Genomic DNA, 20006 nt, shown 5'->3' on the forward strand with positions numbered 1-20006 from the left:
AGACCCGCATTCCGGAGACCCGCGTTCCGGGACCCGCACCCCGGAACCCCCTGCGCGCGGCCCCGGACGGGCAGCCGCAGCCGCAGACGTACGAGATGGGAGCCCCCGTGGCCCGCACAGCCGCCCCCCGCATCGCCCTCGCCACCTACGACCCCGGGCCCCGGGTCAACCACGACCGCGATCTGCCGGTGCTGGTGGAGGCACTGCGGGAGGCCGGGGCCGACGCGGCTGCCGTGCGCTGGGACGACCCGGCCGCCGACTGGGCCGCGTACGACCTCGTCGTCATCCGCTCCACCTGGGACTACAGCTGGCGCGCGGCCGAGTTCGTGGCCTGGGCGGAGAAGACCGGTGCGGCCACCCGGCTCGCCAACCCGGCCGACGTCGTGCGCTGGAACACCGACAAGCGGTACATCGGCGACCTCGCGCGGGCCGGGGTCCCCGTCGTACCGACGGACTACCTCGCGCCCGGCGACCCCCTCCGGCTCCCCGAGGCGCACGAGTACGTCGTGAAGCCCACCTCCGGAGCGGGCGCCCGCTACGCCGCCCGCTACACCCCCGACCGGCGCGAGACCGCCGCCGCGCAGATCGAGCGGATGCGCGCCGAGGGGCTCACCGCGATGGTGCAGCCGTTCATGACCAGCATCGACACCGAGGGCGAGCGGGCCCTGCAGTTCTTCGGCGGCCGGCTGCTGCACGCCAGCCGCAAGGGCGCGGTGCTCGCGCCCGGGACCGCGTACGACGCGGAGAAGACCGCCCACCCCGACCTGGTCCACTGGACTCCGACCGAGGCCGAACTCGCCGTGGCCGAGCGGGCGTTGGCCGCCGTACCGGGGCGGTCCGAGCTGCTCTACGCGCGCGTCGACCTGGTCACCGGCGCGGACGGGCAGCCGTGTGTGATGGAGCTGGAACTCGTCGAGCCCAACCTCTTCCTGTGGCTTCACCCGGCCTCGCTGCCCCGCGTGGTCGAGACGATCCTGACCGCCGCGACCACCGGCTAGCCGCGACGACGGCCCGCACCCCGTCCCGCACCCCGTCCCGCACCCGCCCGGCCCGCACCCGCCCCTCACCCGAAGAGGCGGGAAATCCATGAAGCGGGCGTCCCGCCCGTGCCCGCTGCCTACCCTTCGGGGTTACAACAGCGCGTACGGGAACCACAACTGAGGGCGTGACCAGCATCGTGGGCGGATCGGAGTCGCGGCGCACTTCCGGTTTCCCGGCGGAGCTGACGAGCTTCGTGGGGCGGCGGGACGAGGCGGCCGATGTCAGACGGTTGCTGTCGGCGGGCAGACTGCTGACGCTGACGGGACCCGGCGGGGTGGGCAAGACCCGCCTCGCCGGGCATGTGGCGGGACAGGTCGCACGGGCCTTCCCGGACGGCGTGTGGCTCGTGCCGCTGGCCGCGCTGAGCGACGAGGCCTTCGTCCCGCACGCCGTCAACGACGCGCTCGGCGTCCGCAACGAGACCGTGCGGCCCCCGCTGGAGATCCTCGTCGACCATCTGCGGGAGCGACGCTTATTGATCGTGCTCGACAACTGCGAGCATCTGCTGCGCAGTTGCGCCGTCCTCGCCCAGGCCGTGCTGGCGGCCACCGAGGGCGTACGGATCCTCGCCACCAGCAGACACCGGCTCGGGCTGGCCGGGGAGCAGCTCTTCGAGGTGCCGCCGCTGCCCGCGCCCGCGCCGGAGGAGCTGAGCCCGTCCACGAGTTCGTCGGCGGTCGAGTCCTTCCCCGCGCTCAGGCTGTTCGCCGACCGGGCGGCGGCCGTGGTCCCCGGCTTCACCGTCGGCGAGGCCAACCAGCAGGCCGTGGCCCGGCTCTGCCGCCGCCTCGACGGGCTGCCGCTCGCCATCGAGCTGGCGGCGGTCCGGGTGCGGGCCCTCGGCGTGGACCAGCTCGTCGAACGCCTCGACGACCGCTACCAGCTCCTGACCTGCGGCAGCCCGACCTCCGCGCCCCGCCATCGCACCCTGCGCTCCGCCGTCGACTGGAGCCATGAACTGTGCACCCCGCAGGAGCAGTTGGTGTGGGCGTGGCTGTCGGTGTTCGTCGGCGGCTTCGACCTGGCCGCCGCCGAGGCGGTCTGCGCCGGGGAGGACGCAGGGACCGGGGAGCGGATCGCCCCGTGCGCGGTGCTGGACGCCGTCGCCGGGCTCGTCGACAAGTCGGTCCTCGTCCGGGAGGAGCACGGCGGCCAGGTCCGCTACCGGCTGCTGGTGTCGCTGCGCGACTACGGGCTGGAGAAACTGCACGCCCTGGGCGCGGCGACCGAGACCCGGCGCCGCCACCGGGACCACTTCGCGCGCCTCGGCGCCGAGTACGAGCAGGCCTGGTTCGGCCCCGACCAGACCGAGATCACCGAACGCATCCGGATCGACCAGGACAACTTCCGGGCCGCCCTGGACTTCTGCCTCACCACCCCCGGTGAGGCCCAGCACGGGCTGCGGCTGGCCGCCCGGCTGTGGTTCCACTGGGTCGCGGGCGGCATCTGGGGCGAGGGACGGCACTGGATGGACGGCGCCCTGCGCGCCGGCGCCCGGCCCGACGTGGCCCTGACCCGCGCCATGTGGGCGGGCGCCCTGACCTCCCTGGTGCACAGCCGCTCCGCCGCCGTCCTGGCCGGCCTCGACCCGGTGCGGGCCGCCGCCGACGCCGACGAGGAACTCCCGGTGCCCGCGCCGCCGCCCGTGCCGGCCGGCGCCCTCGCCCCGGGCCGGGCCCGCGCCTCCACCGCCTTCGTCGTCCTCACCCGCGTCGAACTGGCCTGCACCCTGGTCAGCCGGGGCCGCGCCGACGAGGCGATCCCGCTGTGCGCCGAGGCCGTCGCCCTCTGCGAGGCCCACGGGGAACAGTGGGCCCGGTCCTGGGCGCTGCGCACCCTCGCCCTCGCGCACTGGTCGGCCGGGCAGTACGACCGGGCCGCCGAGCACGCCCGCGCCTGTCTGCGGCTGCCGTACACCGTCAGCCAGCACCAGAGTCTCGCCCGTACCCTCGATCTGCTCGCCGCCGCCGAGGCGCTGGCGGGCGACGCCGAGCGGGCCGGGGTGCTGCGCGGCGCCGTCGACCGGATCTGGCACGACATCGGCGGCAACCCCATGGACGACCACCGGCCGGGCCGTCCCCGCGCCGCCGAACACCACGCCCGCCTCGCCCTCGGCGACCACGCCTACGCCCTGGCCCACCGGCGCGGCGGCCGTCTGACGGCGGAGCAGGCGGTGGCCTACGCGCTGGGCGAGCCGTCGGCGGGACCCGCCTCCGCCGCGCGTACGGGCGGGCGGCGGGACGGCCCCGCCCGTACGCCGAGGACGGACGACGGCCGGGACGGCGCGGGCGCCGTGGCACGTACGGGGGAGGTGTCCGCCGTACGCCGGCCCGCGCGGAACTCCTCCTCGGGCCCGCGGGAGGGCTCCCTCACGGCCGGCGGGCCGGCCCGCGCCCCGGCGTCGACGAAGGCCCCGGCGCCCGCCCCCGTCGTCGACCCGGTGCCGCTGACCCGGCGTGAACTCCAGGTCGCGGCCCTCGTCGCCCAGGGCCGCACCAACAAGCAGATCGCCGACCACCTCGTCATCGCCCGCCGGACCGCCGAGGGCCATGTCGAACGCATCCTCGTGAAGCTGGGCTTCCACAACCGCAGTCAGGTGGCCGCCTGGTTCAGCGCGCGGGCAGGGCTCTAGCGGGCGTCGTACGCACCGGGGCGGGCGGTGGCACGGGCAGCGGGGCGGACAGGGTGACCGAGGTGCCGCCGGGGGTGTCGTGGACGTCGATCCGGGCGGCAGCGCCGATCCCGGCGAGCAGGGACTCCGCGAGACGCGGGCCGCGCCCCTCGGGCAGCCCCGCCGGGAGGACCGCGCCGCCGTACCTCACCTCGCAGCGCAACTCGCCGTCCCGCACCCGCAGTTCGACGACTCCCGGGTCGGCGCCCCGGGCGGCGGCGTCCGTGGCGATCTCCACGGCGGCCTGCCCGAAGGCGGCCCTGGCCGGGGCGGTGAGCCGGGCACGCAGTGCCGCCTCCTCCACCAGGACCCGCACCAGGGGGAGTTCGCAGACGCGGAACTCCATCCGCAGCCTCAGCCCCTCGCTCACCCGGTGCCTCCCTCGTCCCCGTCGCCCTCCACCCGGACCAGCAGCTGGGGCACCTCGTCGGCGCCCAGCTGCTCCAGCACCAGCCCCAGCAGTTCGCCGCAGCGCACGGTGACCTCGCTGCCGGGCGGGAGCGAGGCGGCGAGGCTGATCAACTGCCAGGCGCAGTGGGCCTCCATGAAGCACAGGTCGCGCAGGTCGAGGACGAAGTGGCTGGGACCTGAGTCGTCACGGTGTTCCAGCGCCTCACGCAGCGCCTCGACGAACTCGCTGCGGGTGCCCAGCTCGGCGGTGCCCGCCATCCGGCCGCCGTCCGGGGTCCCGATGACCTCCAGGGAGTCCAGGCGCTCCATGACCCGCAGCGGATGGACCTTGCCGACGCGGGAGGTCAGCGCGTCGTCGAAGCGCTGACGGTCGTACCAGCAGATCGCGGTGAACAGCGGGTCCGCGAAGAGCGGCGCCACCGAGGCCTCGTAGTCGAGCAGCCGGTCGTGGCCCAGGTTGACCCGGGGCGCCCAGCTCATGTCGGCGGTGACCCGCAGCCCCGCCCAGCCGTCGTCGCAGGCACGGTCGACCTCGGCGGCGTAGGTGTCGATGGTGCGGCGCTCCTCGAAGCGGCCGTCGGGCACGTAGATCTCCGTGTTGCGCCGGACCGACAGCTGGCCGTCGTCCCTGGCCGCCGCCACCTGCCCGCTGCCCCGGTCCAGCAGGGCGACCACCTCGTCGTCGCTCATGTCGTCCGGGTCCATGACCAGCAGGACCTTCTCGCCGCGCGCCAGACTCGTGCGGGTGTACGCGGTGAAGACCTTCCACGGCGACTCCCCGGCGCCCTCCAGGTCACCCGGCCCCATGCACGCGTGGTCCCCCAGCCGCAGCCGCTCGACGGGCACGGTTCGCTCCGCGGGGTGCTGCGTCGTCATGGGGGCGCCTTCCCGTGAGGATCAGAACTCTGCACGGACAGTAGGCCCACCGGCGCCGCCGTCGGCCGGATGATCGCCAATCTTCCGCTCGGGCCGGTTTCGGGACGGATCGGAGAGAAGTCCGATCGGGAATGTGCGCGGTCCGACCGGGCGCGACCGGAGGGTTTCGCTCTTGCCGCACCCCCCGACGACGCGATCCGACATGGCGTCGACACCGGCCGCAAGTGGCGGGCCCTGCCTGCGGATCACCCGCCTCGACGCACGGTCCGAGGGTTCGAAGCGGCACACCACAGCACCAGGCACAGTGGCCGCATGAACGAACGAGGGCTGGACCGCGACGGAACGATCGCACGCGAAGGCGCACTGGACCGAGTGCCGGCAGCGTTCGTCCCCGTCGTCGATGCCGCCCGCGCTCACCTCACCGAGACGTTCGGCGGAACGCGCCTGCACAGCGCCTACCTCTACGGCAGCATCCCCCGCGGCACCGCCACCCCCGGAGTCTCCGACCTCGACCTCCAACTCGCCCTCCACGACGAGCCCACCGAAGCCGACCGCACTGACGCCAGAGCGATCGAGGCCGTACTCGACCGCGCATTCCCGCAGATCGACGGCGTCGGGATCCTGCTGACCGGCACGCGGGGTCTGCTCAGCGACGTCGAACGTCACGACGCCGGATTCTTCATCGCCTGCCTCTGCACCCCGTTGCTGGGCCCTGACCTCGCGGAACAACTGCCCCGTTACCGCCCCACAGCCCTGCTCGCGCGGGAGACCAACGGTGACCTCGCCCGCGTGCTTCGACGCTGGCGTGCCAGAGCGGCCGAAGCCACCACGGACGCCGATCGCCGGACCCTCGGCCGTCTTGTCGGCCGTCGCGTCGTCCGCACCGGATTCACCCTGATCATGCCCCGATGGGGCGGTTGGACCAGCGACCTCGACCAGTCCGCCGAGCTCTTCGGCCGCTACTACCCCGAGCGCGTCGGGCAGATGCGTGTCGCCGCGTCCACTGGGCGTGCGCCCACACCCGACCCGGCGGTGCTCGGGATGCTCATCAACGACCTCGGACCGTGGCTCGCAGCCGAATACACAGCCGTGCACGGCGAGAAAGCCCCACGCCTCTGACAGCCGGGGCCGAGCCACTCGCGCAGGCCCTCGAACGCCTCCTGGCAGCGGGCAGGGCCTACGCTCTGACCTGCGGCCACCGCATGATCCGACTCGGTGGACTCGCGTGGGCCGAGACGGAACGGACGCGGCAGGGTTGAACGGAACACGCACCTGTAGCGTCTGAGATACATGAACGTATCGCGCCATTTCGCAGTCTTGCTTCTGAGTGCCGGGTTGTTGCTCTCAGGGTGCTCGTCACCGTCCGACGAGCGGGGCGACGACTCCTCCGCCCCGACCCTGCCCGCCCGTACCGTCGTCAAGGACAAGTGGCAGGAAGGGCCGGCGGATCCCCAGCAGCACAAGCCGTACCCGTACGACATCTACACGCACTGCGGGATCAAATCGGTGAAGTTCGGCGGCCGTTGGTGGGTCTTGGACTCCGTGTTCCTCGGCGCCGAGCAGGTCAAGGGGGAGCCGTCCTCACAAGGAAGCCAGAAGCTCGCCGGCTACATGACGCTGATCGGTCCGGACACCGCCAATTTCGATGCCGCCGGGATGCCCACGATGCAGTTCGTGCCGACCGAGGATGAACCGGGGGGCTGTGCCTAGGAATCCTCGTCGGCGGCAGAGCCTGGGTGGCAGTCGCCCGGTCAGCCGTTGAGCGTGGCGGAAGGCGTGTCCCCGTTCTGGGCCTGGCGGGCTCGCCTGGCGAGCACCGTGGCCAGGTCTCGGACACCGTCCTCGTCGACGCCGTTCTCGTTCGTGTCCAGGGAAGACGCCAGCGTCCACAGCAGTGTCGTGCCGACCCGGGTCTGGGTCACGGCGCCCGGCTCGCCCTGGAATCCGGAGGAACCGAACCGGGCGTCGCGCTCGTCACCGATCGGTCCGAGGCTGAACGTCTTGGCCCGTTGTCCCGCCTTCTTGCCGTAGTAGCCGTCCCAGAGCACGTCGTACGCCTTGCGGGCGGCCTGTTCGCTGTCGTAGGCGATGATCAGAAAGGTGACGGTGGCGGCGTCGTTGTGCCGGAAAGTCGAAGCGCCGAAGAAGCGGGAGTTCTCGCAGCCCGCGTTGTCCTTGATCGGGCAGGCCTCCGAACGGTAGTTGAGCTTGTCGATCTCAACGGTCGTGGTCCGATGGGACGCCTTCCAACGCGTCATGGCCCCGCCGTCCGGCAACGTCTCCCGAACCTGTTCCTTCGTGAGCGCCACCGCCTTGCCGTTCCAGCTGTCGCTCTCCGCGCCACCGCCACAGCCGGCCAGCAGCAGTGCCGCCGCGATCGCCACGCACCACCGCTGTTTCCTCATGACCATGCCACCACCCCTCAGGCCGTGATCTTATGCGGACCGCATCACCACCCTCTGCAACAGCCCCCACGTGAACTCCGCGACGCACTCCCGCCGCACCCCGTCCCCGTCCGGCGCGACGAACCGCAGTCCCCACCGCGTCGGTGCCGTGCCCTCCAACGGCCGTGCCGGCGGGAACGCCCGCGCCACCTCGTCCACCGTGCAGGACCACGGCGTGAGATCCTCCACGGCGCGCGGCTCGGGCCCCGCCGCCCCCGGGGCCCGCACCAGCCACTCGTTCCACACCGCCCCGTTGGGCGCCAGCAGCACCTCGAAGCGGAGGTCGTCCCAGAGCGGCACCGGCCACAGCCACGCCTCGCAGTCCAGGTCCCCGATGCTGCGCCGGGTCACGGACTCGGGCGCGCCCAGCACCGACCGGTACCGGGACGCCGACCCCCGGCCGCGGGGCGAGCGCACCATGGCCTGCCACCGCCGGTTCGCCTCACGCATCAGCGCGACCGAGACGCCCAGCTCGCGCCGGGCGTCCTCGACGAGCTCCGGATTGTGGTCGGCCATCCGGCGCAGCAGCACGAGCTGGAAGTCGAGCGGGGTGAACGGACCGGAGGGCCTATCCGGCCCGGGGCGCTTCGCGGAGGACATGCCCTCCATGGTCGCCCACGGCGCCGGACGCGGCGGCAGGCTCACCCGGGCGGCGCCCGTCCGGCAGGAAGAGCACCGAGTTGACGTACCGGGGTCCGGAGAACGGCAGGACCCGCCGGAGCAGCCCCTTGGACGCCAGGTGCGACGTACGCGCCTGGTGGGCCTCCAGGGTCGCCGGGTCCAGCGGGAGCCAGGTGCCGGAGGGGAGGACCCAGCCGGCGTAGCCGAGGCCGGCGAGCAGGTCGACGACCGGCGCGATCGGCTGGATACGGGCCTCCAGCTCGATGAAGAGCGCCGGGCGGTCCCGGACGAGGAGGCCGGACGCGCCGCGCAGGACGGCCAGTTCGTTGCCGTCGACGTCGATCTTGACGAAGCCGACATCGGTCAGACCGAGGCCGTCGAGGGTCACACAGCGGACGTCCAGCGCCCGGCCGTGGATGTCCCGGCGGACCAGGGAGGACAGACCCCGCCCGCCGTCGTCGCCCGGCGGCAGCCAGAGGCGGGCCGTGCCCGGGTGGTCCGAGGCGGCGGCCTGCACGACACGGACGTTGCGGGGGGCCGACGAGACGAGCAGCCGGGCCAGCCGGGGCACCGGCTCCACGGTCACCACCCGCCCGGCACGTGCCGCCAGCCGCCGCGTCCAGGGGCCGTACCAGCCGCCGACGTCCACGGCCGTGCCGCACCCCGGCGGGCACAGCTCGTCCAGCCGGGACAGCTCCGGCTCGAAGCGCGGATAGACGAGCCGGGCGGTCGCGGCGACCGCCCGCTCCGGCAGCAGCGGCGCGAGCCGCGCGGCGAGTGTGGTCATGCGTCCGACTCCCTCAGCAGTTCGGTGAGCCTCGCGTGCTCGTCCTCCGTCACCTGCTCGCCCGACGACGGCAGCAACTGCGGAATGCCGTCGACGATCGGGTAACGGCGGTGCAGCCGGGGGTTGTAGAGCGATTCCGGAGCCCGGGCGGCACCGGCACCGGCACCGGCGGCACCGGGCCGTTCCTCCTCGTGGACCACCAGATGCAGCGGCCCCTTGTCCAGCGGGCACGCCAGGATCTGGAGCAACGGGTCGTCGGGATTCAAGGTGGGGTCAACTCCTTGGCGGGTGCGGGGGAGGGGGAGGCCGGCGGAGGGCTGTCGTGCTTGGGCATGCTCAGCAGGACGCCCACCGCCAGCACCGTGCCGGACAGCCGCAGCGTCAGCCGCAGCGGATCGTCGGGCAGCGACTCGCCGAACGACAGCGTGCCGAGCACGGCCGTGAACAGGCAGGTCACCGTCGTGCAGACCGGCACGATCAGCGAGGCCCGGCAGCGCTGGAGCGCCGCCTGCGACATCACCAGACCGAACGCGCCGGTGAACAGCAGGAGATACGGGTACGGGGAGCGCAGCAGGCCGACGACCGCGTCCCCGATCCCACCGGTCGTCAGCCGGCTCGACACCCCCTTGATCGCCAGCGAGCTGACGCCGTACAGCAGGCCCACGGCCACGCCGTACTCGACGCCCGTGGTCGGCAGCCGGTGCCGGTGCCGGGCGCGCCGCTCGGCGGACCGGTACAGGCCGACGCCCGCCGCCAGCGCCGGCAGACAGATCGTGAGGACCAGCGCGTACGGCGCCTCGCGGCTGACCGTGTCGGTGCCCTCGTCCAGCGACAGCACCACCATCAGCAGCGCGGCGAGGATGGCCCCGAGGGCGTACCGCTCCCGGCCCGTCGTCTCCTCCCCGAGCAGCCGCGCCGACAGCAGGACCAGCAGCACCAGGCCCGAGACGAAGATGCCCTGCGCGGCGGCGATCGGCAGCGTCCGGTAGACGACCAGCTGGGCGGCGAACCCGGCGGCCAGCGACAGGGAGCCCGCGATCCACAGCGGGCTGCCGACGACCAGCCGCAGCAGCTTCACCGGCTCGCGGACGGTCACCTGCGGCATCGCGGTGAGGGCTCGTTTCTCCAGGACGAATCCCGTGCTGTACAGCGCGTTCGCCAACAGGGCCGCGGCCACTCCCCACCACATCGGCTACGTCCTCCGCGCGTGCAGCAGCAGGATCGACGCCGCCGACGGGGCCGCGCAGACCAGCCGGTCCAGGGGACGCAGCGGACGCGGTACGCCGTGGAAGGGCGCCCCGCGCAGCCGGACGACCTCGAAGCCGGACGCGGCGACGAACTCCTTGAGCGCGCGGGCGGTGTAGAGCCGCAGATGGCCCACGACCTCCGTCCCCGGGCGGCCGTGGATGCCGCGCAGGCTCACCTCGGAGAACACCGGCTGCACGCCCGCGAGGAGCAGGGCGCGGTTGTACCAGGCGGCCAGGTTGGGCGTCGACAGCATCAGATGGCCGCCCGGGCGCAGGACGCGGCGGATCTCGTCGAGGGCCGCGTCCGGGTCGACGAGGTGCTCGACGACCTCGCTGAACAGCACCGCGTCGGCGGACTCCGACCGCAACGGCAGCCCGCCGTCCGCCAGTTCGCCGCGGATCGCGTACGGGATCCGGGTGCGGGCGCGGCGGAGGGCGTCCTGGGACCAGTCGACGCCGATGATGCGGTGGCCGGGGAGCAGGGGCGCGGCGGTGGCCGCGGCCGTGCCGTCGCCGCAGCCGATGTCGAGGATCGTGCGGGGGCCGGTGCGGGCCGCCGGGCCCAGCGCGGCCGCGAGCATGCGGGCCTGGGCGAGGCTGCGGGGGGTGCCGGAGGCGACCGGGACGGCCGGGTCCTCGTAGAAGTCGCGAAGTCCCCCGCTCCGGGCGGCTGTTGTCGTGGGGGCGGATGTCGTGGTGGACGTGGTGGTGGACTTGGTGGTCGGCATCACTCGATGTCCTCTTCCGTCGCGTGCAGATAGTGCTCGAAGAGGTCGCGGAGGTGGGCGCCGTCGCCGTGGCTGAGCAGGGCCCGGGACCAGCGCAGCGCCAGGTGCAGGCGGCCCGCCGTCGAGGCGGTCGTGACGGTGAGACCGCGGGGCATACGGGCGGGGGCCGAGAACCAGACGGCGTGCGCGCGGCCGGCCTCCTCGCCGAAGTCCAGCGAGTACGGGACGCGGCCGATGTTGCTGAGCAGGGTGGTCGACGTCCACGGCGCGGCCGCGCGGCGCAGGCCCCGGGTGAGGGCGGCGCGCCAGGACACCGGGACGACCGGGGCGGTCAACAGGGAGGCGCCGTGGCCGAGTTGGGGGCGGGGGAGGGACTTCAGGGCGCGGGTGCGGTCGGCCGTGCGGCGCAGGAGTACGGCGAGCGGGGTGGCGTCCGGTCGCAACTCCTCCGGTGAGAAGGGGACTTCGACCAGGCGGGTGCCGTTGCCTATCGGCATGTCCGTGTCCCGCGTGCGGTCGTCCACCGGCATGGTGATGCGGAGGGGGCGGGGGCGGGCGCCGTGCTCCCGGTTCCAGTGGGCGAGCATCAGGGCCGTGGTGACCATGAGCTGGTCGTTCACGGTGTACGGGGCGGACTTCGGGCGGCGGGGGACGGGCAGCTCGGTGACGAGCAGGCCGTTGCCGGGGGAGGGCTCGGGGGTGCCGGGGGCGACGCGGGCGGGGCGGGCCCAGTTGGAGGGGGGCGCGGTCTCGGCCGGGGGTGGTGCGTCCTGGGTGGGGGTGGGGCGGACGGGTGGGGCGGTGGGGGCGTTGTCCTGACCGCCGTAGAGCTGCGCGGCGGTGGCGAGGATACGGAGGCAGGCGGGGCCGTCCAGGGCGGTGTGGTTGATGGTGAGGAAGAGGACGGTGCCGGGGTTTTTGGGCGGTGTGGGGGTGTGGGAGGCGGCTGGTGTTGGGTGGGGTGGGGTGTGGTGGGGTGCCGTCAGGCCGACCGCGTCCGAGGCCTCGCTGCCGACCGCCGGGCCCGCGCCCTCCACCACCTCCAGGCGGATCGGTGGGGAGAGGGTCAGCGGCGGGGCCTCCATCAGGGCCCGCGTCCGGGCGTCCCGCAGCGCGTGTGGGCCGGCCGGCAGGAAGGTCACCACCTCGACCTCCGGCTCCTCCGTCAGCTCCCACTCGTAGCGGCGCCGGTACCAGTGCCCCGGGGCCTCGCGCATCAGGATGCGGGGGTGGTGGCGCAGCGCGGCCGTGAAGGCGGTGCGGAGGCGGTCGGGGTCGAGCCGGCCGGGGAGGTGGACCTCGATGTGGACGGTCTCGGGCTCCTTCTCCTGGTGGCAGTGGCGGGACACCTCGTCCACCACCGGGAAGGGGATCCGCACGGGCCCCGGCGCGGCGTCGTCCCGCGCGGGCCGGTCCAGCGCCGTCATCCCGGCTCCCCCCTTCCCGTATCGCCGTGCCCGGTACCGTCGACCCCCCTGCCGTCCCCGTCCTCCACCGGTGTCGTGTTCGGCCTCGGCTTGGTGAGGGGGATGCGGCGGGTCGGGGTGTCAGGGTCTTCTCGCGGGGCGCCCGGGCCGCGTGCCGAGATCGTCGGGCTCGCGACCTGGCCGCCGCCTCCGGCTCCCGCGCCGCCCGGCCCGCCGTTCAGCGTCCTGCCGAACCGTCGCCGCTGCGGCAGCGGCGCCGTCGGCGCCTCCGCCCCCGGCGGCCGCTCGAACTCCCTTGTGGCGCGGGGCCGTTCGGGCGCGGCCGCGACATCGGCGCCCACGCTCACCAGCGCCGCGAACAGGCCGATCAGCGCGAGGAGTTGGGCCACGTGTCCGAACGCGCCCTCGTCCGCGGCCACCGGCTCCCCCGCTCCGAACGCGGCCGCGACCCCCGCACCGGCCAGCGCGAGGAACGCGATCGGCACGAGCAGGGTGTGCCGTTTCCAGGCGAGGAGGGCCAGCAGCGGGACGAGGAGGGCGAAGAAGCCCGCGATCACGATGCCGACGAGGGTGAGCGCGATCGTGCCGAGCCAGAGGCCGGGGCCAGGCGGCGTCGGCTGCGGCTCGTCCGGGTTGGGCTCCTGGCGGCGCCAGAGGGCCAGCCCGATCAGGGCCACCAGGGCGACGCCCGCGCCGATCAGCCCCGCCTCGTACGTCACGGACGGCTCGTACGACAGCTTGACCGTGCCGCCCGCGCCGCCGGGGACGCGCCAGCCCTGCTGCCAGCCGTCGAGCCTGACCGGGGTCAGCTCGCGGCCGTTCAGCGTGGCCTTCCAGCCGTCGTTGAAGTTCTCGTACGTCGTCAGGTAGGAGGCCGCGCCGTCGCCGACGGTGACCGCGCGGCGGTCGCCGAGCCAGTCCCGTATGCCCAGGTCCCGTCCGGAGACGGCGGGTTCGGTGACCGTGCCCCGGGTGAGGGTCACGGCCGTGACGGCCAGCGCGCCCGAGTCCTCGGACTCGAAGGTGTGCCGGTCGGCGGCGTCCAGCTCCAACCCGCCGCCCGCACGGCCGTCCTGGCAGAGCGTCAGGTCGACCGGCCTGCGGTCCACCAGGTCCCGTACGGTCCCTCGGGCGCTCGTCTCGTACAGCGTCCCGTCGACCTCGACCGTCGGACCCTCGCCGCACGGCAGCTCGAAGTCCCGGGTGGGGGCGGGCTGCGGCGTGCGGTACTGGTCGAGGGCCGGGACGTACGCCTCCGTGAGCCCGACCGGGAGTTGCAGGTCGTCGTCGGCGACGGGGTTGTGGACGGTCATCGGGGCCGTCTCGGTGACGGTGATGTCGAGCTGGTCGGTGTTGATCGGGTCGAAGCGGACCCAGCCGTTCTCGTCGACGGCGGCGATCACGGCCCCGTCCGGGGAGCTGATCTCGACCTGGGTCGGCCGGGCCGACAGTCCGCCCGCCGGGGCCAGGACGAGCGAGCCGACCGGCCACTTGTCCTTCCAGCTGAGGTGGATCGTCGGCTCGTCGCCCGCGATCCACGCCGTGGTCAGGTCGCCGTCGGTGAGGTTGCGGGGCGACAGCCCGGCGCCGAGCGAGGCGGTGGAGTCGGCGGTCGCCGTCATCCGGGTCTGCTGGTCGGGAGCCACCTCGTACAGCAGCTTGTCCAACTCGTCGCCCGGCACGGGGACGGCCGTCGCCTTCATCTCGTACGTGCCCGCCGTGCCCGTGGCGAAGGTGCGGTGCAGGCCGGGCTCGGTGCCCGTGGGGGACAGGCCGGTCGGGTCGGCGGCCCGCGCCAGCGAGATCATCTCGGCCGAGGCGGCCGTGCCCTCGGGGCCCTGGGCGTCGGTCGGCAGCCGCAGCATCCGGGTGACCTTGACGCCGGGCAGGTCGATCTCGGCGAAGCCCGCGCCGACGAGACCGGTGTGCCGCTCCGCCGAGTCGAGAATCGTGATCTTCAGCCAACGTGTCTCGCCGGGGCGGGCGTCGACGGTCTGCGTGGAGCCGTCCGGCTGGAGGTTCGTGGAGCGCGAGCCCCGCTCGGTCTCCACCTTGATCCGGGTCGGCGCCGACCGCACCCCGTCCTGCGGCAGCGGCGTGACCTCGAAGGTCTCCGGGATGTCCTGCCCGCCGTCGAAGTCGATCCGCAGCCACTGCCCGTTCGCCGACCCGGCCGCGCCCTCCGCCCAGGCGGTGTCCCGGTCGCCGTCGAAGGCGTTCACCGGGTCGTACTGCGGCAGATGGAAGAGCCAGTTGCCGCTGGTGGACGCCGTCACCGACTTGGCGCCGCGCAGCTCGGCCACCGTCTGGTGGTCGAGCCCCGTCACCGGCAGGATCTGCTTCGGCTTCGCACCGGCGTCCTGCACGCTCCCGCTCGGGTTCCGCTCGTCAGCCGTATACGTGTACGACGTGTTGGCGTTGACCAGGCCGAACCGGGTGTCCGCCCGGCGCAGCCCGTCACCGATCACCTGGACGGCCGGGGTGCCGAGGCCGGGATGGTTGTCGCCGGTCAGCACGGTGGCCCTCTCGCGCAGCTCCGGGTCCGCGGCCAGCGGCAGCAGCGACTCGGGCCCGCCGGAGACGACGGCCGTGTCCGCGATCGCCTTCAGCCCGGCCTGACCGGGGCGCGGCACGTCGTCGGCGGGCCGGTAGATCTCCACGGCCCGCTGCCGCGCGTACAGTCCCTCGACCTGGAGCGGGGTGCCCTCGGTGATCCGTCCGCCGGTCATCACCGGTCCGAGCCCGGTGACCCGCTCGTACCCCGACTGCTCCAGGGTCCGCTTCACGGTCGTGGTCGGCACGGCACCGATCTGGTCGGGGTCCAGGTCGTTGCGGACGACGACGTAGTAGAGGCCGGCTCGGCTCAAGTAGTCGGCCAGTCCCGGCACTTCGGCGCCCGTGAGCAGCGCCTGCTCGACGGCGTCCATCGCGCGCCGGTTGCCGGGCGTGCCGAAGGGGACGTAGTCGCGCTGCGCCCAGCGGGACTCGGCGAGCACGTCGAGGGGCTGGTCGACGGTGGTGCCCCAGGTGTGGATGCCGTGCGCGGTGGCCGGCACGACCAGGGCCCGCGAGTCCGGCGAGTACTTCTCCAGCCAGTCGGCCGTCGCCTGCCAGTACTTGGGCAGTTCCCGGAACGAACCGGGCTGCAGCACCGACCCGTTGAGGTACGGCCACAGCAGCCCGGGGACGACGAGCACGGCGGCGACCAGCGGCGCGAACCGGCGCCCCCGCACCGGGCGGGCCCCGCGCGCCTGCGCGGCCACGCCCACCAGATGCGCGAGGCCCAGCACGAGCGCCAGCGCCAGCCCGGTCTGGAACTTGTAGATGTTCCGGAAGGGCGCGAGGCCCCCGTTCAGCCAGTCCTGGACCACGCCGTGGAAGGGCGCCCCGAACACACCGCCGTACCCGGCGAGCGTGATCAGCGCGACGACCAGCACGGTCAGCACCAGCCACCGGCGCTCGGGCATGTCCCGACGCGCGAGCCCGGCCAGACCCAGCCCCGCCGCCAGCGCCGACGACAGGATCACGAGCACGGAGGCGGCGACGGACCAGCCGGCCGGCAGCCAGGGCTCGCCGAAGTTCAGATACGCCACCCAGTTCCCGGCGCCCCGCAGCGCCTCGGTCGCCGACATGGTGGCCGTCGTGGTCTGCGAACTCTCCACGTACGGAAGGAAGTTCTCGCCGTAGAAACCGAGCAGCAGCAGGGGGACCACCCACCAGGCGGTCGCCAGGATCACCCCCGGCACCCACCAGGCGATCAGTCTCCGCTGTCTGGGCCCCGGTGTCCGGGTGAGCAGATACAGCCCGACGGGCAGCAGCGAGGCCAGGGTCGCGGAGGCGTTGACACCGCCCATGAAGGGGATGACCAGCGCCGACCGCAGGGCCGCCACCCGCGCGCTGTACCGCTCGTTCGTCAGCGGCAGCAGCACCCACGGCAGGAACGCCCCCGGCAGCGCGGCGGCCGAGGTCGACCCCACGACCGTGGTGAACACCGGCCACAGCGCATAGGCCCCGGCGGCCAGCAGCCGCGACGCGGAACTCCCGACCCCGAGCCGCTCCGCCAGCCGCAGCGCGCCCCAGAAAGCCACCGACACGATCAGCGACAGCCACAGCCGCTCCGCCAGCCACACCGGCAGCGCGACCAGATCGGTCAGCCCGTAGTACGGCAGCATCGGCCACAGATAACCGACGTACTGGTCCGCGATGCCGCCGAACCCGCCCCGGTCGTGCCACAGCTGGCCGAGGTCGGAGACGAACTGCCAGGGGTCGGTGGTGACCCCGAGCTTGGTGTCGAAGGTCTGCCGCCCCGGCTGCGCCGCGACCAGCAGCACGAACACCACGGCCCAGAACCCCAGCAGCCAGCGCCGCGACCGAGGGCCCTCAGGAGGGGGTCCCTCGGTCGTGCCCGGCGGCCGTACCGGCGCGGGAGGTGGAGCCTGGACCGTGCTCGTCATGGTGGACACCGCCGGAGGATGAGGAGGAGGTTCCAGGTGGCGAACTCACGCAGGACCGGCGCCTTCACGACGGTCTCCGCGAGGAACGGCCAGTAGCGGGAGCGCGCCGACACGACCGTGACGTCGTCCCGGTCGCGCACCTGCCGCAGAGTGCGTCCGATGTGCACGGCGAAGAGGTTCTCGCCGAGGGTGTGCTTGGCGTCCTTACCCGTACGGCGCCGATAGCGGGCCCGCGCCCGCTCCGCCCCCAGGTAGTGCCAGGGCGCCCACTCGTGCCCGCCCCACGGGGACAGCCAGTTCGTGAACGAGACGTAGATCAGCCCGCCGGGCCGGGTGACCCGGACCAGCTCACTGATGAAGGTCGGCGGATCGGCGACGTGCTCCAGCACGTTGGAGGTGAAGGTGACGTCGGCGACCCCGTCGGCGAGGGGCAGCAGATACCCGTCGGCGACGACGGCCCCGTCCGGCGGCTTCGTCCCCAACTCCCGTAGGTCCGGCTCGAAGAGAAAGGCCTGCGCCCCGCGCCGCCGGAACTCCTCGGTGAAGTACCCGCTCCCGCCGCCGACATCGACCACGGTCAGCCCGTCGACGGGCCCGCCCCCGTACGCCTCGACCTGATCGACGGCGTCCCGGGCGAGCAGGGAGTAGCAGTACTCGGGATCGTCCTGCTCCCGCATGAAGGCCCGGAAGAGGGACACCGAGCGTCGCAGCGAGGGGTCGCCATAGGGGCGCGGGGCTGTGACATGTGCGGCTCCGCCGCGTGGGCGCGACCAGCCACGAACAACCCGCGGTCGCCGACGGTCGGTCGAGGCACCCCATTTGGCGCTCAACGAGACCAACCCCGCACAGCCTCCGCAGCCACCGCCCCGAACTGCCGCACAGTGCGATCCCACCGGTAATGCGCGGCGCGCTCCCGCGCCGCCTTCCCCATCAGCACCCGCCGATCGGTCGACAGAGCCAGCGCGCACCAGGCCGCCGCGAACGAGGACTCCCCGCGGGCGAGCACCCCGGTCTCCCCGTCCACCACGGAGTCCCGCAGTCCGGGTACGTCGAAGGCGACCGAGGGCGTCTCGCGCACGGCGGCCTCCGTGACGACGAGCCCCCACCCCTCGACCGAGGACGGATGCAGCAGCAGCCAGGCCGCGCACAGCAGCCGGTGCTTCTCCTCCTCGGAGACATGCCCGGCGAACTCGACCCCGGCCCCGGCCATCGCCTCCAGCCGGGCCCGCTCGGGCCCGTCACCGACGATCACGAGCCGTCCGCCGGTGACCGGCCGCACCCGTTCCCAGAGTCGCAGCAGCAGATCGATCCGCTTGTACTCGACCAGCCTCCCCACCGCCACGAACAGCGGCTCGGAGGACCGGTCGGCACGCGGCCCGGGTTCCTCGACGCCGTTGTGCACGACCCGTATCCGCTCACGCTCCACACCGATCGAGCGGAGCGCGGTGGCCGTGGACGAGGAGACGGCGACGAGCAGGTTCCGGCGTTGCGCGGCCGTCAGGGACCAGTGTTCGAGTCTGCGGCCGAGCCGAGCGGCCGGCGCCAGCGGGCCGCTGAACCGCTGCTTCCACAGATCCGTGTGCACATGGTTGACCAGGCACATCGTGGGACCGTTGTGCCAGAGCGGCGCGAGGTAGGGCATGCCGTTGCACACCTCGACGAGGAGGTCGCAGTCGCCGACCTGACGGGCGAAGGTCGATCTGGCGCGCAGATGGTGGCTCAGGTCGCCGCCCGCGGAGACGACCCGGTAGTCGCGGTAGGCGGCGGGGCCGCCGCACACCAGGGTGACCTGGTGGCCGAGGGCGGTCAGTCCGTCGGCAAGGCGGTCGACGAGGAGCTCGGAGCCCCCCGCCGCCGGATTACCGAGGTCACGGCGGGCGAGAAAGACGATCCGGCGCGGCTGTGGGGGGCCTGCCGAACGGTGCTGGTCCAGGCGCGGAAACACCTCGACCAGCGAGAACGGCACGTGCTGGGGCATGGGTGCTCCAACTCGTCTCGGGGTGCGGAACTCAGCGGGGAGAAGGACGTTCGCTGTGGGGGATGTTCCGGGGGGAGGGGGGTCCGGATGGATCTGTTGGTTCCTACGGTCTGTGCTGTTCTCCGGTGGGCTCTTGTGGGCGAGGTGTGGGTGGGCTGTGCTCGGGTGGGGTGGACAGTTTTCGCCCAGAGGTAAGAAGCTGCTACTCACCGGCGTGACAATTTCCGGGGTTTATTGAACTGACGCCCTGTCACATCGTGATCGGCGCCTGGGAGGACTCGGGCGTATCGGGGCGCCGCCTGCCACGTACGACCAAAGCGGCGCCCACGGCGGCGAGGACGAACCCGACCACAGCGCTACCGATCGGCACCGTCAGCCCCACCAGTCGCAGCAGTCCGCTGTCCTTCTCCGCCTGGTCCACCGCGAACTTCTGCGTCGCCGGGGTGAACGCGAGCTTCTCGCTGTCGAGCAGCACCGCCGCGTCCTCGTCGCCACCGGGGGCCCGCAGGGTCCGGCGCGGCCCGGTCTGCGCGTAGAGCACCCGTCCCGTGCTCTGGTCGACGACCAGTTCGAGACCGTGGTTGGCGTACCACTCCTCGGCGAGCACCTGCGGCCGGGTCGGCTCGTCGACGAGCGCGCCGGGCACGAGCCGCGTACCGGTCTTGGTGGCCGGAACCTTCGCGGTGAAGCGCAGCCCCTCGTAGCCCCGGATCTTCTTCCGGCCCTCGTAGTGGAGCGTCACCGTCGCGCCGAGCGTGTTGTCCCACCAGCGGTAGGAGCGCTTCTGCACGTCGAAGGGGAACTTCAGGTACGCCTCGCCCTCGATGTACGGCTTCTCGTCGCAGCAGTGCACCGGCCGGTTGGTCTTCCGGTCGCTGACCCAGCGGTGCGGGGTGAAGTCCAGCGCGTCGTGCGGGTCGGCCGCCGGCAGCGACTCGTCGGTGTCGACCGAGGTGATCACGTCCCACACCGCGGCCCCGCTGCGCTCACTTTCGGCCACATCGCCGCGCACTCGCTGGGTCACGGTGATCTTCTGGTCGGGCACGGTCTTCACCTGCTCCACGTCGAAGACGCTGCCCGTGCCGGTGTAGACGGCGGTCGTGTCGATGTCGATCGGATTCACGGCGGCCCGTGGCTCCACGTACCACGCGAGCAGCGGCGCGAGCACCAGCAGGAAGGTGCCGAGGCCCAGCAGGACCAGTGAGAACGGTGAGGCGGTACGGCGCATCCGGGCACTCCAGGGGGCGTTGGGAGGTGCGGCTCGGGTAGACGTGCGGCAAAGACGACGCCAGGGGAAGGTGCGCGTGACGTATGGGCCGGG

General features: G+C 73.3%; 17 protein-coding genes. 4 read left to right on the forward strand and 13 right to left on the reverse strand.

Annotated elements, in window-relative coordinates; translation table 11 throughout:
* The first annotated feature begins 95 nt into the window (after positions 1-95).
* Positions 96-998: an ATP-grasp domain-containing protein gene (locus HW837_RS25375; RefSeq protein WP_045557858.1), complete on the forward strand. Its 903-nt coding sequence runs from the start codon at positions 96-98 to the stop codon at positions 996-998.
* 167 nt (positions 999-1165) lie between these two features.
* Entirely contained in the window at positions 1166-3673 is a 2508-nt protein-coding gene (locus HW837_RS25380) for a LuxR C-terminal-related transcriptional regulator (protein ID WP_193380042.1), read from the forward strand.
* On the opposite strand, the gene HW837_RS25385 is transcribed toward HW837_RS25380, so the two are convergent.
* The gene (locus HW837_RS25385) at positions 3651-4082 is read right to left on the reverse strand and encodes an ATP-binding protein (RefSeq protein ID WP_313895581.1); all 432 of its coding nucleotides are present in this window, start codon (positions 4080-4082) and stop codon (positions 3651-3653) included. The two genes, HW837_RS25380 and HW837_RS25385, sit on opposite strands and share 23 nt — an antisense overlap.
* Positions 4079-4999, reverse strand: coding sequence for an MEDS domain-containing protein (locus HW837_RS25390; RefSeq protein WP_045557860.1), 921 nt, complete (start codon positions 4997-4999; stop codon positions 4079-4081). Before HW837_RS25390 ends, HW837_RS25385 begins: the two co-directional genes overlap by 4 nt.
* 312 nt (positions 5000-5311) lie before the next feature.
* On the opposite strand from HW837_RS25390, the gene HW837_RS25395 reads away from it, so the two are divergent.
* Positions 5312-6118 carry a nucleotidyltransferase domain-containing protein gene (locus tag HW837_RS25395; RefSeq protein WP_193380104.1) on the forward strand — a complete coding sequence of 269 codons (807 nt, stop codon included), beginning with the start codon at positions 5312-5314 and terminating at the stop codon, positions 6116-6118.
* A gap of 171 nt (positions 6119-6289) precedes the next feature.
* The gene (locus HW837_RS25400) at positions 6290-6709 is read left to right on the forward strand and encodes a hypothetical protein (RefSeq protein ID WP_193380041.1); all 420 of its coding nucleotides are present in this window, start codon (positions 6290-6292) and stop codon (positions 6707-6709) included.
* Positions 6710-6750: 41 nt separating this feature from the next.
* On the opposite strand, the gene HW837_RS25405 is transcribed toward HW837_RS25400, so the two are convergent.
* The 11 genes from HW837_RS25405 to pgfA all read right to left on the reverse strand — a co-directional run bounded on the left by HW837_RS25405 (position 6751) and on the right by pgfA (position 19913).
* Entirely contained in the window at positions 6751-7404 is a 654-nt protein-coding gene (locus HW837_RS25405) for a hypothetical protein (RefSeq protein ID WP_234442524.1), read from the reverse strand.
* Between the two features lie 30 nt (positions 7405-7434).
* Positions 7435-8052, reverse strand: coding sequence for a hypothetical protein (locus tag HW837_RS25410; protein WP_045557864.1), 618 nt, complete (start codon positions 8050-8052; stop codon positions 7435-7437).
* The gene (locus tag HW837_RS25415) at positions 8012-8851 is read right to left on the reverse strand and encodes an FkbM family methyltransferase (protein ID WP_045557865.1); all 840 of its coding nucleotides are present in this window, start codon (positions 8849-8851) and stop codon (positions 8012-8014) included. Before HW837_RS25415 ends, HW837_RS25410 begins: the two co-directional genes overlap by 41 nt.
* Positions 8848-9117 (reverse strand): Trm112 family protein, encoded by a 270-nt coding sequence (locus HW837_RS25420; protein ID WP_093789215.1) that lies wholly within the window; start codon positions 9115-9117, stop codon positions 8848-8850. The genes HW837_RS25415 and HW837_RS25420 overlap by 4 nt, the downstream gene beginning before the upstream one ends.
* The gene (locus HW837_RS25425; RefSeq protein WP_045558046.1) at positions 9114-10028 is read right to left on the reverse strand and encodes a hypothetical protein; all 915 of its coding nucleotides are present in this window, start codon (positions 10026-10028) and stop codon (positions 9114-9116) included. Before HW837_RS25425 ends, HW837_RS25420 begins: the two co-directional genes overlap by 4 nt.
* Before the next feature lie 15 nt (positions 10029-10043).
* Positions 10044-10826, reverse strand: a complete 783-nt coding sequence (locus HW837_RS25430) for a class I SAM-dependent methyltransferase (protein WP_045557867.1) — start codon at positions 10824-10826, stop codon at positions 10044-10046.
* Complete coding sequence (locus tag HW837_RS25435; protein WP_193380040.1) at positions 10826-12253, reverse strand: condensation protein; 1428 nt, start codon at positions 12251-12253, stop codon at positions 10826-10828. The genes HW837_RS25430 and HW837_RS25435 overlap by 1 nt, the downstream gene beginning before the upstream one ends.
* The gene (locus HW837_RS25440) at positions 12250-16707 is read right to left on the reverse strand and encodes an alpha-(1->3)-arabinofuranosyltransferase (RefSeq protein WP_193380103.1); all 4458 of its coding nucleotides are present in this window, start codon (positions 16705-16707) and stop codon (positions 12250-12252) included. The genes HW837_RS25435 and HW837_RS25440 overlap by 4 nt, the downstream gene beginning before the upstream one ends.
* A complete protein-coding gene (locus tag HW837_RS25445; protein WP_060884830.1) occupies positions 16704-17384 on the reverse strand; it encodes a class I SAM-dependent methyltransferase in 681 nt (226 codons plus the stop codon). Before HW837_RS25445 ends, HW837_RS25440 begins: the two co-directional genes overlap by 4 nt.
* A 149-nt stretch (positions 17385-17533) precedes the next feature.
* Complete coding sequence (locus HW837_RS25450) at positions 17534-18685, reverse strand: glycosyltransferase family 4 protein (RefSeq protein ID WP_045557871.1); 1152 nt, start codon at positions 18683-18685, stop codon at positions 17534-17536.
* 250 nt (positions 18686-18935) lie between these two features.
* Positions 18936-19913, reverse strand: coding sequence for a cell envelope lipid trafficking protein PgfA (pgfA, locus tag HW837_RS25455; protein ID WP_193380039.1), 978 nt, complete (start codon positions 19911-19913; stop codon positions 18936-18938).
* Between the last annotated feature and the right edge of the window lie 93 nt (positions 19914-20006).

This window comes from Streptomyces caniscabiei (assembly GCF_014930365.1).
In the GTDB taxonomy this organism is placed as follows: Bacteria; Actinomycetota; Actinomycetes; order Streptomycetales; family Streptomycetaceae; genus Streptomyces; species Streptomyces caniscabiei.

What these genes read in the sequence shown, in the direction of transcription:
- HW837_RS25375 (WP_045557858.1), top strand. Translation starts at nt 96, where the DNA reads ATGGGAGCCCCCGTGGCCCGCACAGCCGCCCCCCGCATCGCCCTCGCC.
- HW837_RS25390 (WP_045557860.1), bottom strand. Translation starts at nt 4,999, where the DNA reads ATGACGACGCAGCACCCCGCGGAGCGAACCGTGCCCGTCGAGCGGCTG.
- HW837_RS25395 (WP_193380104.1), top strand. Translation starts at nt 5,312, where the DNA reads ATGAACGAACGAGGGCTGGACCGCGACGGAACGATCGCACGCGAAGGC.
- HW837_RS25400 (WP_193380041.1), top strand. Translation starts at nt 6,290, where the DNA reads ATGAACGTATCGCGCCATTTCGCAGTCTTGCTTCTGAGTGCCGGGTTG.
- HW837_RS25405 (WP_234442524.1), bottom strand. Translation starts at nt 7,404, where the DNA reads ATGAGGAAACAGCGGTGGTGCGTGGCGATCGCGGCGGCACTGCTGCTG.
- HW837_RS25410 (WP_045557864.1), bottom strand. Translation starts at nt 8,052, where the DNA reads ATGGAGGGCATGTCCTCCGCGAAGCGCCCCGGGCCGGATAGGCCCTCC.
- HW837_RS25415 (WP_045557865.1), bottom strand. Translation starts at nt 8,851, where the DNA reads ATGACCACACTCGCCGCGCGGCTCGCGCCGCTGCTGCCGGAGCGGGCG.
- HW837_RS25430 (WP_045557867.1), bottom strand. Translation starts at nt 10,826, where the DNA reads ATGCCGACCACCAAGTCCACCACCACGTCCACCACGACATCCGCCCCC.
- HW837_RS25435 (WP_193380040.1), bottom strand. Translation starts at nt 12,253, where the DNA reads ATGACGGCGCTGGACCGGCCCGCGCGGGACGACGCCGCGCCGGGGCCC.
- HW837_RS25440 (WP_193380103.1), bottom strand. Translation starts at nt 16,707, where the DNA reads ATGACGAGCACGGTCCAGGCTCCACCTCCCGCGCCGGTACGGCCGCCG.
- HW837_RS25445 (WP_060884830.1), bottom strand. Translation starts at nt 17,384, where the DNA reads ATGCGGGAGCAGGACGATCCCGAGTACTGCTACTCCCTGCTCGCCCGG.
- HW837_RS25450 (WP_045557871.1), bottom strand. Translation starts at nt 18,685, where the DNA reads ATGCCCCAGCACGTGCCGTTCTCGCTGGTCGAGGTGTTTCCGCGCCTG.
- pgfA (WP_193380039.1), bottom strand. Translation starts at nt 19,913, where the DNA reads ATGCGCCGTACCGCCTCACCGTTCTCACTGGTCCTGCTGGGCCTCGGC.